The organism is Anaerolineales bacterium, assembly GCA_030583885.1.
Taxonomy (GTDB): domain Bacteria; phylum Chloroflexota; class Anaerolineae; order Anaerolineales; family Villigracilaceae; genus Villigracilis.
This window is the reverse complement of the sequence record CP129480.1, coordinates 2,608,174-2,622,393: the sequence shown is the minus strand read 5'-3', so window position 1 is coordinate 2,622,393 and position 14,220 is coordinate 2,608,174. Positions and strand designations below refer to the sequence as shown.

The following is a 14,220-nucleotide window of genomic DNA, read 5'->3' as shown; positions in this document are numbered from 1 at the left end:
AGGAGTCAAATGTCACATATTTTGGATAAAACTTCTGCTTTCCGCCAGGGCGTGGTCATCTTCGTTTATCTTGCCGTATTGACTGTGCTGGAATACTTTGTAGCGGTTACGTTCGAGGCGGTCTCGATTCTTGTCATTGTGGCGGTCATCAAGGTCGCGCTGGTCATGTATTATTACATGCATATCTATAAATTGAACGAAGATGGCGATTCCGACCCGCATTCCTACTCATTCAAAACCGCTACCAACCGCCTTGGTTTATGGCTCTTTCTGCTTTCCGATGCCTTTGTCTTTGCGGGCTTGTTGGCTGCGCGCGTCAACCTGCTGGGACTCACGCGTCCGCATTTGAATCAGACCCTCGGTCTGGTGGTGACCGCCGTGTTGTTGATCTCATCCTTCTTCATGAATCGCGGAGAGACTGCCATGGCGCACGGCGACAAAAAAGGATTCATGGTCAATACCATCATCACCTTTGTGCTTGGCCTCGGCTTTTTGCTCGGCGTGGTTGCCGTGGAATGGCCCCTCGCCGCCCACGAGGGGCTGACTGCCAGCAGCGGTGCAGCCGGTGCTGTCTTTTACATGATGACCGGCATGCATGCCTTCCATGTTTTCACCGGCTTGATCTTCCTGATCGTGGTGCTCAATAATGGTCGCAAAGACATCTATTCCGCCGACCGGCACTGGGGCGTGGAGGCTGCCGCCGTCTATTGGCACTTTGTGGACCTTGTCTGGATTTTCTTCTACCCCGCCCTGTACCTGATCGGGATTGCTTTATAAACCGTTGTTTTTCTGGTATATATAAGGTGTAACGAAACAAATGAGCGGGGCGGTCCTGTGAGGGGTCGCCCCGTTTTGGAGTAAAAAACATGGATAAAAGAGTCATCTGGGTTGGCATTGCCTCGTTTTTGATCATCGGCTTTACCCTTGTATTAAATATGCTCTTTACGCAAAATGTGGATTTTCGCGGCAGTTCTTACGTTGAACCGTACCCGGTCGCTGCGGATTTTGAATTGCTGCGCTCGAATGGAGATGTATTCCGCTTAAGTGGACAGCGCGATAAAGTCATCCTGCTCTTCTTTGGATACACAACCTGCCCGGATGTCTGTCCCACGACGCTTGCCGAATTGAACATGGCCTTGAACCAACTCCCAGACAAGGCGAAACAGGTTCAGGTTGTTTTTATCTCAGTGGATCCTGACCGTGACACCCTGCAAGCTGTGCAGGAATACGTTGGGCGTTTCAACCCGTCCTTCATCGGATTGAGCGGCTCCTTCGATGAACTTCAAAAGATATGGCAGGACTATGGTGTCTTCCGCGAAGTCACGCAGAGCGATTCGGCGGCCGGGGTCATCATCAACCACACCGCGCGCGTGACCCTGATTGACAGGCAGGGCAATCTGCGCCTCTCGTACGGTTTTGGCACTCCCGTTGAAGACATTGTTCATGATCTGAATTTGATATTGAAATAATCCTCCGAAAGAAAACTCATGCCTCCTGTTCGAATTGCAGTTAAACGAATACTTAACTCCCTGTTGATAGGCCTTGCGATTGGGATTCTCATTAACGAGTTTACCTTCCTGTTTTTGCGTGAAACTGCGCGCCCGCCGCAGGTGATCGAACTGGTCATTCCTGCAGGCACAGCTGAGGGGATTGCGCGCGGCGAGGCCCCGCCGAGCATCCCGGCATCCATGACCTTTGTGGTGGGCGACACATTGCTTGTACGCAACAACGACTCGGCCGATCACGAGCTCGGTCCGTTGTGGATTCCGGCCGGCTCCTCTGCCAGCCTGCCTTTGGACGCCGTTCAATCCTACGCCTATTCCTGTTCGTTTCAACCCGGCAACTACTTTGGCTTGGATGTGCGCGAACCGCTCACCGCTGGAACGCGGCTGTACGGGATTTTGTACTCCGGCATTCCACTCGGCGGGCTGATCGCCCTCTACTCGCTCATTATGCCGGCAAAGAAGAAACATGATCATAAAAAGGATGTTTAGCCGTGCGTGGTGGTTCACCACCATGCTGGTGTTTTTAGGCACAGCCGTGTGTATCCGTCTCGGCGTCTGGCAGTTGGAGAGGCTCGAAGGACGCCGCGTCTTCAATGCGCAGGTCGAATCCATGCGTGTCGCGGAGATGCTGGATTTGAATCAGGTTTTGCCTGGAGATCTTGCTGCGCTGGAATGGCGCGCTGTTCGTGTCACTGGCGAATATGATTTCGGGAATCAGGTTGCCTTGCGGAATCGCTATAACGGCGATCAATATGGCTATCATCTCATCACGCCTCTTCGCTTTAACAGCTCGGCTGTTCTGGTGGACCGGGGCTGGATTCCCGCTGATGGAAATTCCACTCCCGCCGATTGGCGAAAATACGATGAAATTGGAATGGTCACTGTCACAGGGCAGATCAGGCTCGGGCAGGACAAACCAGCTTTCGGTGGAGTTGCTGACGCGCTGCCCGCGAACGGTGAAATGCTTTATGTGTGGAATAATCTAAGTGTGGAGAGAATATCCGCACAGATTCCGTTCCCCATTCAGGATGTTTATATCCAGCCGAATGCAGATGCCGGGGATGCAACACCACCCATCCCGTTTCAGCCCGTGGTGGAAATCAGCGAGGGCTCGCATTTTGGATACGCCCTGCAATGGTTTACGTTTGCATCGATCTTGTTCCTTGGGTATCCGGTATATTTGAGAAAGCAGATGTAGTGAAAATGAAATATTCCTTGCGTTCATCCTTTTCGCGTTTGACGCTGGCATTGTTAGCCGTTGTTTTTTTGTTGACCGTTGTTGGGCGCATCGTTTCCGTAACGGGCGCGTGGGTCCATTGCATGGGCTGGCCCCTCTGTGTGCCTTCGAGCCCGCTGGGGTATTTGAAGCTTGCACATCTCCTTTTGGTGGGTGTGGCTTCGGTCTTCATGGCGGCGGTGTGGCGAAAAGCTTGGCGCGAACAGCGTGATCAGATTTTGCTTCTGCCGCTAACCACGGTAACGGGTGTTTTGTTTTTTGGGCAGGCGCTTGTCGGCGCGATTGAAGTGACACGCGCGTATCCGTTGCATTTGGTTGTGCTGCACGTCATGACCGCTGTTGTGTTGTGGATCTCGCTTGGTTTTTTGGTATTTGCTTCCGGCGCGCTGGCGCAGGATAAAACTGAGGTTATGAAATTTGACTTTCGACAGCGGTCGAAGGATTTTTTTATCCTCTCAAAACCTTTGATCGTGACGTTGCTGTTGGTGACAACATATAGCGGCCTGGTGGCAGGGAACAAGGCCTGGCCCTCCGCTTCGCTTACATTTTGGACGTTGCTTGGTGGCATGCTGGCGGCGGCCGGCTCAAGCGCATTGAACCAATATATAGACCGTGAATTGGACCGGAACATGCAGCGCACAGCCAAGCGTCCGCTTGCGGATGGGCGCCTGACCGCCGCAGAGGGATTGTCGTACGGGCTCGCGCTTTGTCTTGCCAGTTATTATGTGATGGCAGGCTTCGTCAATTTACTTGCAGCCTTGCTGTCGCTGGCGGGAATTTTTTATTATGTGATTTTCTATAGCGTTTTACTGAAGAAGACAACGGTACAGAATATTGTCATTGGGGGCGGCGCAGGGGCGATTCCGCCGATGGTTGGTTGGGCAGCGGCTACCGGGGAACTCAGCCTCGCTGCATGGATATTATTTGCCATCGTATTCATGTGGACTCCCCCGCATTTTTGGGCATTGGCGATTGTCCGTATGAAGGATTACGAGAAGGCCGGTGTGCCGATGATGCCAGTAGTGCATGGCGAGGAAAAGACTCGCAGGCACATCCTGATCTATACGATTGAATTGATTGCTGTGACTTTACTGCTCCCCATCTTCAACCTGGCTGGGACCGTGTATCTCATCTCTGCAATGGTGCTGGGTGGTTTGTTGCTGTATGCCGCGTGGCGGGTATTCAGGGTTGGCGGCAACAAGGCTGCCTGGACGATGTACCGCTGGTCGAGCATGTATTTGGCGTTTATATTTTTGGCGATCATGATCGATGCAGTGATGTGATTTTTCCTGGTGCGGCTGGTCAGGGAATTTTCCTGCTGTAAAGCAGGAGATTGATATCCTCCCGGGTCTCGGCAGCAAGAAGGGTAAAGTTGGCGTCCAAATACTCGAGATGCGGATGTTTCGTTGTATTCATCGACGTAAACTCGTCGATCGATTTTTGATAGATAACAAGCCATGTCCTGGTTGAGTTGGCAGTTGCGTCTTCAATCGTTGCGTAGTCGTTTAGGTTTAGGATTTCCCTTGTTGCCGGAGCAAGAGTATCTGTACTGCTGCCGGGAGGGTCAATGATGAAGCCTTGGGGAAGTGTCGGGGCATAATACAGCGTGGGCAGGTAGGATAGTTTTGACGAGTGGATGACCGCATCTCCCGGTTGTAGTTTGTTTTGAATTGATACACTTAATTCGTAATATGGTCCATATGGAAATCCCTTGTAGGTAATATGCTGATATATTCCCATGGAAGCACTTGTTATGACAAGAATTGCCAGCACACCTTGAATGACACGCGGGATTCTGGTTTGAGTCAACGACCATGCCAGCCAGATGCAGAAGATGGCATGAGAGGGGAGAAGAGCGCGTTCGATGTATATTGGCGAGACTTGTGAAGCCAACCAGAGTAATAAAGGAGGCGTAAACGACAGATACGCAAGCCAGAGTCCGCTATTTGCCTGCGGAGAATTTTCCTTGTAGGCGCGATAGGTTTGATGCGTTGCAAGGGCGACGATCAACGTGGCAACCAAGAGGCCAGGCAGGAGCAAGGAATTTGGAAGCGGCAAGTGTGGCAGGTACATCAAGAAGAGAGTGAACAACTTTTCAACACCTGGTTTCTCGATCCAAAAATTGGATGTGACTTTTGAAATCTGCGCAGGGAGTTGATACAGCCACGGGGAGTAAATAGACCTCTTGCAAAAGTCAAATTGAGTTGAGTTCAAGGTTGTAAATAGCAGCAATCAGGTTGAAGCGCAAAGCAAATCTCTTTCTACGATTGCGATACCTCTCGCTCAAAATGCGAAACACTTTCAACTTACGGAATATATGCTCAATCACAATCCGTTTCCGTGCCAAGCTTCGATTGCTCTGTTTCTCTCGTTTCGTCAGAGCATGGTATTTGGATTTCTTGAAGGGTGTTTGACTGTTCTGATGAAACTCCATCAATCCTTGATAGCCCGCATCTGCCAGAATACGCAGATGTTCAGAGAACTCACAGGCATCGTCTTTGAACAGTTGGAAGTCGTGTTTGCTTCCATGACTAAAGGCGGTGGTTATGATTTGGGTACTTTTTCGATCAGCCATCACCTGCGCTTTTTGGGTGTGACGCTTCTTTTTGCCACTGTAATGCCGTTTTTGGCTTTTTTTGGACGTTCCACTGGCTGTTCGCTGACATCAACCAGCACTACCTCGAACACCGTGTCACTGGCTTGGAGTGCCTTTTTGCCAGGCAAACGAAACTTTTTTGAACGGACTAAGGCCTCCTCTACCTTGCGAATGGTGCGGCAAACGGTTGCTTCACTGACACCATAGGATTGCGCAATATGAAATTCTGTGCGATATTCTCGCCAGTACATCAAGGTCATCAACAACTGATCGGCTCGGCTCAGTTTTGGCGGTCTCCCGAAGTCTCGCAGCCCTTTCTCAATGACTGTGAGCATCTGCTCGAAGGTTTCGCGCTGGACGCCAGTTAGCCGTTTGAAGTCACTACCTTTGAGATGTGCGATTGTCTTATAGTTCATGTGCCTATTATGGCACACTTATGCAAGAGGTCTAATGGTGATTGCAGCAAGCCCGGCCCAAATTAAAGAGCGAAGCGTTTTCCAATCCCGCTCAAAAACGGGCGAGAGAGCAAGCGGAAGCAAATAAAAGGCTGCCAGGTTGTGCGTGTATTGGGCGAGGGCGGCGGCGATGCTGAATAAAATCCACTGGCGCTTGAGGAAGGCATAAGTTGCCAGGCATAGCCAGAAGGTTAGCAAAACATACATGCGGATTTCCTGCCCGTAGTGGATTTGAAATGGCAGGATGGCAGCGAGAAACGCAGCGATAAGCGCGGTGGGCGGCTCAAATAACCGACTCGCAATCACGTAAATGAAAAGGACAATTCCGAGTGACAAAAGGATGGGAAGTATTCGGACAGAAATGAGCGAGTTTCCAAATACTTGAATCCAAGCCCACAGTGTGAAATAAAACGCAGGTGGATGCTCTTCTGCAGTGGCCGAGTCTGCGTCAGGTGTAAGCGTCCCACTGAGGACTGCGGCGGGTCCTTGTTCTGCAAAAAGGATCGAAAAAGTCTCGTCGTACCAAATGGGTCGCGAAGCAACACCGGCCAACCGAAGAGTCAAGGCAAGCAAAAAAACCAGAATGAGTTTTGTTTTATTCCGCATCTTTTTTTAGAATAGTGCCAGTGTCATCTTGATAAATAATGAGCCAATCGTCCTGTTGAAGCAATGTAGTTTCGAGGGCGGATCCTGTTGGCATGATGACGATGGAAATTTGATATTTTTCCAGGACACTATCCCATTTGTTGGACAGACTGATGACTTGCTCGTATTCCCTTGTAAGGGCCTCACCATAGAAATCGGTTTGACCATCTATAAATACCAATTGATCAGGCCATGTGCGATAAAGCAAATATCCTCCCCAGGGGAAGTGATTAAATATACGGCCTTCCTGTGGATTTTCAATCAACCAGTTGACGGCATTCACCGGAAATACGGACGGATCGTATCTATCGTACGCCTGAAGCGGCTTGGTACTTAATAGAATTATTGCCAGCCCCACACACAGCAGCGGCCAGAGCGCTCCTCGAACAGACCGGTCGATTTTCAAAAGCTTTGATTCAACGGCCATCCAGCGTGATTTTGAGATGGAATTCAATAGTGTCTCTGTCAGAATCGGCGCGGCGGCAATCACATACAGTGGAATGTTGCGCGCGCTATAGAGTCCCATAATTGTCCAGCCTGCGAGCAGCAGGGCGTGACTTGCGGGCAGGCGATGCTGCTTAAGGCTTAAAGCGAGGATTGAGAGGAAGATCATCAGCAGGAACGGCAGCGAGCCAGGGGTATGGAAGTTTATGGATTGGTATTCCTGAGTATGGCTGACCAGATAGGTGTTTCCTATGAAGCCAAAGCTTGTCATCCAAAGGCGGATGCCGTGCGGGTTAAATAAGGTCGCTATAAATGAAAGCAGCCCAATGCGTAGCCAGGTTTTCAGCTCTTTTTCCCGCCATTGTTTTTGTATCAAAGATTCGAGTATATGGCCTGCGGTATATGCTCCCCATGCTGCAAACCCGGCGATGAATGCGCCGTGTGTATTCGCCCAGAGCAGCATGATGAGCCCAAGGATCCAGGCGGGCACATTCTTTCCCCTCTGAATATTTTCCAGCAAATAGATCCAAACAGCTAAATATAAAAAAGTGAACGCATGTGGTCGGGCGAGCCAATGAAGGCTGGATGCCGCTGCCGCTAAAATTGTCATTCCCAAGGATAGAAAAGGCATGGTGCTGCGTTGACGGCTGTCATAATAAACCAGCACAAATGTGACTGTGATCAATATGGCGGTGACCAGAACAGGTCCGCCAAGAGATAGGCCTTTATGCGCCAGCGCAAAGATCAATTGGGACAGCCACTCATGCGGTGTGAGCGGTTCACCAAACAGGGTGTGGGAAAAGATATCCTGTGTGGGTATGGAGCGACTGTTTAATATGTGGCTGCCAATGGTAATATGACGCCCCAAATCCCCGTCGAGGTTAAATGTCCTGGGTCCAAGTAATATGACTGAAATGAACAAGGACAAAAATATCATGTCGCTTATTCTTGGAAGAATATATTTTGCCATGCGTCGAATAAAACAAGCAGAGACTGATCATCTTGACCAGTCTCTGCTTGTAGTTGCCTATTCGCCCAAATAATCCCGCAATTTTCTGCGGATGGATGGGTGGCGCAGGCGGCTCAAGGCTTGCGCCTCGATCTGCCTGACGCGCTCACGTGTGACACCCATTTTGCGTCCCACCTCTTCAAGAGTGTAGGCTTGTCCGTCGAGCAGGCCGTAACGCAGCTGCAAAATGCGTACTTCGCGCGGAGGCAGGCCATTCAAAACTTCGCCGAGATGCTCTCGCAGGAGGTTGTACGTGGCTGTATCATCAGGTGGAGGGGCTTCATCGTCTTCGATGAAATCACCAAGTACGGAGTCTTCCTCATCATCCGTTGGCGTTTCCAGTGAAAGCGGGCGGCGCGCCACCTGGATCATGTTTTCCACCTTCTTGGGCGGCACGTCCAGTGCGACGGCCAATTCGTCAACGCTGGGTTCGCGTCCGAGACGCTGCGTGAGTTGATGTTGAACACGCAGCAGCTTGTTGATCTGGTCACCCATGTGAACAGGCACGCGGATGGTGCGTCCCTGATCTGCAATGGCGCGGGTGACAGCCTGGCGAATCCACCATGTGGCGTAGGTGGAGAATTTATGCCCGCGCCGGTAATCGAATTTCTTTGTGGCGCGGATGAGACCGATATTTCCTTCCTGAATCAGGTCGAGGAAGGGAACACCGCGTCCCATGTATTTCTTGGCAACCGAGATCACGAGGCGGGAGTTCGCCGTAATGAGATGTTCGCGCCCAGCCCAGCCGTCCTCAATGGACCGGCGAAGTTCCAGCCTGCGCTTGGGAGGTACATTGCCATGCGCCAGTTCCTCGCGGGCGGTGCGTCCGCGCTCGATGCGCTGGGCAAGCTGTACTTCTTCGACGGCGGTCAGCAACGGTACGCGGCTGACCTCCTTGAGGTACAAGCCGATTGTGTCGTCCGTGTCAATATTCGCCAGATAGTCGTCCAGCGCCAGGTCTGGTTCGGGTTCGGCTTCTCCGCTTTCCTCCACCGCTGCAAGTTCATCCTCGGTGGGTTCAGGCAGGGCAACATCCTCCATGAATGGAATGCCCGCGCTTAATAAGGCGGAAAAAGCCTCTTCCAGTTGTTCCACATCCTGCTCGGCTTCGGGGAAGAAATGCAGGATGTCGTCCAGGGTTACGTATGATTTTTGGCGTCCCAGTTCAATGAGACGCGCAATGGCGGGAAATTCCTCTTCGTCGTCAACGATCAATATTTTCTCTACATCCATTCAGAGATCCAACTTTCGCTAATAATTTATCTTCAAAGCTCGAAATTAGAATACACTTTTTTAAGGTCAAAAGCAATACCTTCCTGGATTTAAGATGCTTTGCAATGGTTTTGTATTACGGCTGTCCACTGTAATACAGTGGACAGCCGTAGTGTGCCATTGACATCCCTTTTAAAACACCTTAAGGGGATGGGGTTACGGTTATTTCAGGAGCGGGTGCTTCATCAGGCGGCGAATCAGGCGTCGGCGTGGCGGGAAGCGAAGTGGGCGTGGGTGTATATAGGCGGGGCGGGAAGATGACCAGGTTGATGAGCGACTCGATTCCGCCGAGGGCAACGATCAATGTTTTTTTTCTGTCCAGGCGCACATAATATCCGCTGTTGGACGGTGTGTTCTCGCCGATTTCAAGTGTGTGTTTTTCACCGTCCGTGAATTCAATGATGATGATGTAGGCGGGCTTGTCGAGGCCGAGGATTTTCAGATCGGCATCCACTTCGCTGATGATCCTCAAGGCTGTGAGTTGGGATGCCGCCGCCTCCACCAACCCCTGGTCCGCCTCCGCGTCGTCCGGCAGCTTCAACACCCAGGTATTTTCCGCATTTCGCACCACTTTAACGGTTTCTCCATCGGCAGGTGTTATCTCGATGCCAGCAACGGTCCTGTCTTGATCAAAGACAAATGCAATTTCACTGGTTGGGAGCGCGTCAATATCTTCGCCGTCTTCCTCCCGATTCATATAATAGGTGACGCCGATCAATACGGCCAGCAGGAGCAGTGTGGCCCATGTGCCGGTTCGAAAGACCGGCTTTATCTGTTTGAAGGACGCAGCTTCCTGTGTTTTTCGGGCAGTTCTCTTTTTTTGTGCGGTCGATCTTGTCGTTTTGCGAGCCATTCTTTAACCTCTCTTGCGGCGGGCGAACCACGAGTAAACACCGGAGAACACCACCATTCCAGGAATGACCAATACTGCAATGATCACGAGGATCAGGAACCTCCCCTGTGTGGGCGGAATAAATACCCGCGGAGTGGACGGACGGGTCGTAATTTCAAGCAGGTCTTTCTGTTCAGCAGCCCAGTCCACCGAGTTGATGAACATGTTGCCGTTGCCGTAGGCGTCAAAGATGTCATCGGTCGCGTAGAGCGAGTTGCCGAACACAACCACGCGCCCCTCTGTTTCCGTATTTTCAGCGGCGACCGCCAGGTTTAGTGGTCCCGGGGTGTCGGTTTCAGGATCAAAACTTGGCACTTCTTCAGGGAGCAGTTGCGTTTCTCCCCAGGATTGTTCCGTGGTGCTGATAAGCGGGGTGGGGAAGACATTTTCGATCTGGGCGGTGATGCTGACGCTGCGTGCCTGTGGGAGGATGACGATGTAATTATCGGTCAGGTTTTGTGTGATCGGATGGCTGTTGTATTGTGAAGAGATCGCCTGGAACGGGTTTTGCGAGTTCACAAGGTCGATCACGATATCCTCATTCAAGCTGATGCCCCAGTCTGTTTCCAGATAATCAGCAAGCGGATCGGGGGCATCTCCAAACTCGGTGAAGAAGCGCGGATCCTGCATGACTACCAGCGAGCCGCCTGCGTCCACATATTTTTTGAGAAGGTTTACTTCCTGCCTGCTGACGGGTTTTAACGGTCCCGCAATGATGACAGCAAGCGCATCCTCGGGGATGCTGTTCGTGGAGATCAGGTTTAGCGTCCCTACCGTGTAGTTCTTCGATTCCAAGGTACTTTTGGCGATGGAATAGCTTAACTCGCCGCCCGGTTCAAGGCCGGCTTCTCCATGTCCCTGCAGGAAGTACACTGCACGGGGTTCCGGGCTGATCAGGCGGTACATGGTGCGGACAAGTTCCACTTCGGTCGCAAAGGATGCGATTTCCTTTGTATCGCCCATTTGTAATAAAATCTTGCCGTCCCCGGTGACGCCTGCCGCGCGGGCGGATGCGGGGTCAAGATCGGGATTTATAAATCTGTAGTCAAATTTTCCGTTGCTGTTGGACTTGAACTTCATCAGGAGTTCTTCAGCGGCGGCAGGATTAAGGTTCTGCGAGTAGAAGGCGGTAGCCGTTACTTTGGCCGGCAGGACGTCAAGGATATCCATGGTTTCCGGCGCAAGTGTATTGGATTGGTCCTGCGTGAAATCCCAGGACTTGGGATTGTTGAAGACGATGTAATTCGCCACAAACAGAACGCCCAGGAATGCCAGGGTGAGGATCAATGAATTTGAGCCGTAGCGCGCCTGACGCCCGGTAAAGAAGCGGCGGACGTTGTCTGGTGCCATGATTGCATATGCTGCCAGTCCGATCACGAGCACAGCGATGCTGATCTGCAGGGCGAGATTGAGGGCATCCGTATTTTCAAGGGTGAACATTTTCATTGCGAGCAGTGCGTTTGCTGAACCGATCAGCCCTGTGGAAATACAGCCGACCAGGGCGACGATAAGTCCGATGAAAGCGTACTGCGCGCTTGGGTTTTTCTTTTTGCCAGCCATTAGCGCCATCTCCGAATTTCAATTGCGGTGGTGCCGATGAACAAGCCCAGCGCAGTGAGGCTTAAGTAGTAGACAATATCTCCCAGGTTGATCTTGCCGACATTCATGTACTGGGAAAAATGAGTGGAGAGACTGAGGTAATTGAGCACCTCGCCGCCTTCCTGCAGGTAGCCAGCCGGCAGGCTGACCATGAACCATAGAAAGAAGAACAGCCCGAGGGTGGTGAAGAATGCCGCGAACTGGTTCGTGAAGATCGCCGAGATCCCCGTGCCGAGCGAAAGGAGTGCGGCACAGACCAGCACCAGGCCGATATAAGATGAGATGAGCAGCTTCCAGTCAAGCCCGGGTGAGATGAAGTTGTTCATGATGATCGGGTAGACAAGTGTGAGCAGGGCAAGAGACAGCACAAAAAGCATGGCACCCAGCCATTTGCCCGCCACCAGTTCAAAATCGCGCACAGGAGCGGTAAGCAGGAGTTCCAGTGTGCCCATCCGCGCTTCATCGGAAAGCAGGCGCATGGTCAGTGCCGGGCTGAGGAAGATCATTAAGAAAACGAACAGCCAGTTGATCGGGGTGGCTTCCGGCGCACCCCCGCCCATAAAGGCCTGCTCCGCGCTGACCCACATGATCAGAGCGAAATAAATGCCCAACGGCAAAAGGATGGCAAAGGCCACCACATATGCCAGCGGACTGTTGAAGTAATTGTCGTATTCGCGTTTTGCGATGGTCCAGATATTTCTCATGAGTTCCTCTTATTTATTCTTTGAGTCAGAGCCAGTGAGTTCGAGGAAGATTTCCTCAAGGCTCATGCCGAGAGGACGCAACTCAAGCAGGTCGTAGCCGGATTTGATGACCTGCTTGGCGACTTCCGGGCGCAGGTCCTTGCCGGATGCAAATTCAAATTCGACAGCGCCGTCTTGCTTGGTTTCCACGCCGCGCACGCCTTTTACCATTTTGATGGTATCAGCAAGTTCGTCCGCTTCGCCGCGCACGCGGACAATGACACGTTCCGCACCGATCAGACGGGCTTGCAGGTTTTCCGTGGTATCCTCCGCAACGATCCTGCCCTTGTTGATGATCAACACACGGTCGCAGATATTTTGCGCCTCGTGCAAGAGGTGGGTGGAAAGCAGAACCGTTCGTTCCTTGCCGATCTCGCGGATTAACTCGCGCACTTCGACGACCTGACCGGGATCGAGACCGATCGTCGGCTCATCGAGGATGAGTACTTCGGGCCTGTGGAGAAGCGCCTGGGCAAGCCCCACTCTCTGGCGCATCCCTTTAGACAGATTGCCGATGTAGCCGCTGGCGCGGTCAACCAGGCCCACCATATCCAAAACTTCATCGACTCGGTCTTCCACGTTGGGGATGTGGCGCAGATCGCCCATGAATTTCAAATAATCGAAAAGCACCATGTCCGTATAAAGTGGGACAGTTTCAGGCAGGTAGCCAACCCGCTTGCGAACCTCGAGCGATTCCTCCACAACATCATACCCGGCCACAATTGCCTCGCCATCGGTGGGCGGCATGTAGCCAGTAAGGATGCGTAAGGTGGTAGTTTTGCCTGCACCATTGGGACCGAGAAACCCCACAATTTCACCCTGTTGAGCCTCGAAACTCACATTGTGAACAGCGCGGCGCGCACCGTAGTCCTTTGTAAGACCACTTACTTTGATCATTGCCTCTCCTCTTGCAATAAAATTACGTAAAAATGGATTTTGACAAACAAAAGACACAGCCCGTGGGCGGTGCCTTAAACTTTGTGCCGTTGATTACTATACAATATGTCGAGTCGCAAAGTCAAGCGGGTAATCAACTTCTAATCCAATCCTAATCTTCAAAACAGCGCGCTATAATTACCGTATGACAGAACTGCTCTATCAAACCGATTCGTATCTCAGGGAATTTTCCGCATTCGTCACTTCCGTGGATGCTGAAACCCGCGCTCTGGTGCTGGATCGTTCAGCCTTCTATCCCGGTGGAGGCGGACAGCCCTGTGATTTTGGAACCCTGGAAGTCGGCGGCTTGACCCATCCAGTGGTTAAGATGAAGAGGCGGGGGAATGATGTTTTGCATTTCCTTGGTGGCAACGCGCCTTTGCCTGCCTCAAAATCCGCTTCGACTGGGACCTTGGATTGGGTGCGGCGATATGAATTGATGCGTACCCATACCGCCTTGCATATCCTGTGCGGAGTTGTCTTTCGTGATTATGGAGCAAAAGTTACAGGCGGTGACATGGATCCGCTTAAAGGCCGCATGGATTTTGAATTCGAGACCATGCGCGGGGATTTGGTGCGTGCGATCGAAGCCTCGGTCAACCTCGAGGTCCGGCAGGGACGCGAGATTAAAGTAAAGATATTGCCGCGGGAGGAGGCCTTCCAGATCCCGGACCTGATCCGCACAAAGATCAATCTTCTGCCGGATGGAATTTTGCAGGTGCGGACGGTTGAGATCGCCGGTCTTGACCTGCAAGCCGATGGCGGCACGCATGTGAGGATTACTTCCGAAGTGGGAAAAATAAAGGTCGTTGATTATAAGAGCAAAGGCGCGGTCAATAAAAGAATCTATATTGAAGTGGAATAATAAAAACTGAACGGCGAATTTG

Annotated in this window: 15 protein-coding genes; 6 read left to right on the top strand and 9 right to left on the bottom strand. The window is 51.7% G+C overall.

What is annotated here, in order from left to right; translation table 11 throughout:
* Positions 1–9: 9 nt before the first annotated feature.
* The 5 genes from QY332_13090 (at position 10) to QY332_13070 (ending at position 4,025) form a co-directional block, all read left to right on the top strand.
* A complete protein-coding gene (locus QY332_13090) occupies positions 10–777 on the top strand; it encodes a cytochrome c oxidase subunit 3 (GenBank protein WKZ34549.1) in 768 nt (255 codons plus the stop codon).
* A gap of 89 nt (positions 778–866) precedes the next feature.
* Positions 867–1,469: an SCO family protein gene (locus QY332_13085; GenBank protein WKZ34548.1), complete on the top strand. Its 603-nt coding sequence runs from the start codon at positions 867–869 to the stop codon at positions 1,467–1,469.
* Between the two features lie 18 nt (positions 1,470–1,487).
* Positions 1,488–1,994, top strand: a complete 507-nt coding sequence (locus tag QY332_13080; GenBank protein WKZ34547.1) for a hypothetical protein — start codon at positions 1,488–1,490, stop codon at positions 1,992–1,994.
* The gene (locus QY332_13075; protein WKZ34546.1) at positions 1,972–2,703 is read left to right on the top strand and encodes an SURF1 family protein; all 732 of its coding nucleotides are present in this window, start codon (positions 1,972–1,974) and stop codon (positions 2,701–2,703) included. Before QY332_13080 ends, QY332_13075 begins: the two co-directional genes overlap by 23 nt.
* 5 nt (positions 2,704–2,708) lie before the next feature.
* Positions 2,709–4,025: a heme o synthase gene (locus QY332_13070; GenBank protein ID WKZ34545.1), complete on the top strand. Its 1,317-nt coding sequence runs from the start codon at positions 2,709–2,711 to the stop codon at positions 4,023–4,025.
* A gap of 19 nt (positions 4,026–4,044) precedes the next feature.
* Here the strand turns inward: QY332_13070 and QY332_13065 are convergent, their stop codons facing one another.
* The 9 genes from QY332_13065 to QY332_13025 all read right to left on the bottom strand — a co-directional run bounded on the left by QY332_13065 (position 4,045) and on the right by QY332_13025 (position 13,294).
* On the bottom strand, positions 4,045–4,833 hold the full coding sequence (locus tag QY332_13065; protein WKZ34544.1) for a hypothetical protein: 789 nt from the start codon (positions 4,831–4,833) through the stop codon (positions 4,045–4,047).
* A 103-nt stretch (positions 4,834–4,936) separates the two neighbouring features.
* A protein-coding gene (locus QY332_13060; protein WKZ34543.1) for an IS5 family transposase occupies positions 4,937–5,754 on the bottom strand; the annotation gives its coding sequence in 2 pieces (ribosomal slippage) (positions 4,937–5,373 and positions 5,373–5,754; 819 coding nt in all).
* Between the two features lie 18 nt (positions 5,755–5,772).
* Positions 5,773–6,399, bottom strand: coding sequence for a glycosyltransferase family 39 protein (locus QY332_13055; protein ID WKZ34542.1), 627 nt, complete (start codon positions 6,397–6,399; stop codon positions 5,773–5,775).
* A complete protein-coding gene (locus QY332_13050) occupies positions 6,389–7,852 on the bottom strand; it encodes a hypothetical protein (GenBank protein WKZ34541.1) in 1,464 nt (487 codons plus the stop codon). The genes QY332_13055 and QY332_13050 overlap by 11 nt, the downstream gene beginning before the upstream one ends.
* 57 nt (positions 7,853–7,909) lie before the next feature.
* Positions 7,910–9,124: a sigma-70 family RNA polymerase sigma factor gene (locus tag QY332_13045; protein WKZ34540.1), complete on the bottom strand. Its 1,215-nt coding sequence runs from the start codon at positions 9,122–9,124 to the stop codon at positions 7,910–7,912.
* A gap of 181 nt (positions 9,125–9,305) precedes the next feature.
* A complete protein-coding gene (locus QY332_13040) occupies positions 9,306–10,016 on the bottom strand; it encodes a DUF4340 domain-containing protein (GenBank protein ID WKZ34539.1) in 711 nt (236 codons plus the stop codon).
* Positions 10,017–10,019: 3 nt separating this feature from the next.
* The gene (locus QY332_13035) at positions 10,020–11,615 is read right to left on the bottom strand and encodes a Gldg family protein (protein ID WKZ34538.1); all 1,596 of its coding nucleotides are present in this window, start codon (positions 11,613–11,615) and stop codon (positions 10,020–10,022) included.
* Positions 11,615–12,358, bottom strand: a complete 744-nt coding sequence (locus QY332_13030) for an ABC transporter permease (protein WKZ34537.1) — start codon at positions 12,356–12,358, stop codon at positions 11,615–11,617. Before QY332_13030 ends, QY332_13035 begins: the two co-directional genes overlap by 1 nt.
* A 9-nt stretch (positions 12,359–12,367) precedes the next feature.
* Positions 12,368–13,294, bottom strand: a complete 927-nt coding sequence (locus tag QY332_13025; GenBank protein WKZ34536.1) for an ATP-binding cassette domain-containing protein — start codon at positions 13,292–13,294, stop codon at positions 12,368–12,370.
* 184 nt (positions 13,295–13,478) lie between these two features.
* Here QY332_13025 and QY332_13020 point away from each other — a divergent pair, with 184 nt between their 5' ends.
* The gene (locus tag QY332_13020; GenBank protein WKZ34535.1) at positions 13,479–14,198 is read left to right on the top strand and encodes an alanyl-tRNA editing protein; all 720 of its coding nucleotides are present in this window, start codon (positions 13,479–13,481) and stop codon (positions 14,196–14,198) included.
* Positions 14,199–14,220: the final 22 nt, after the last annotated feature.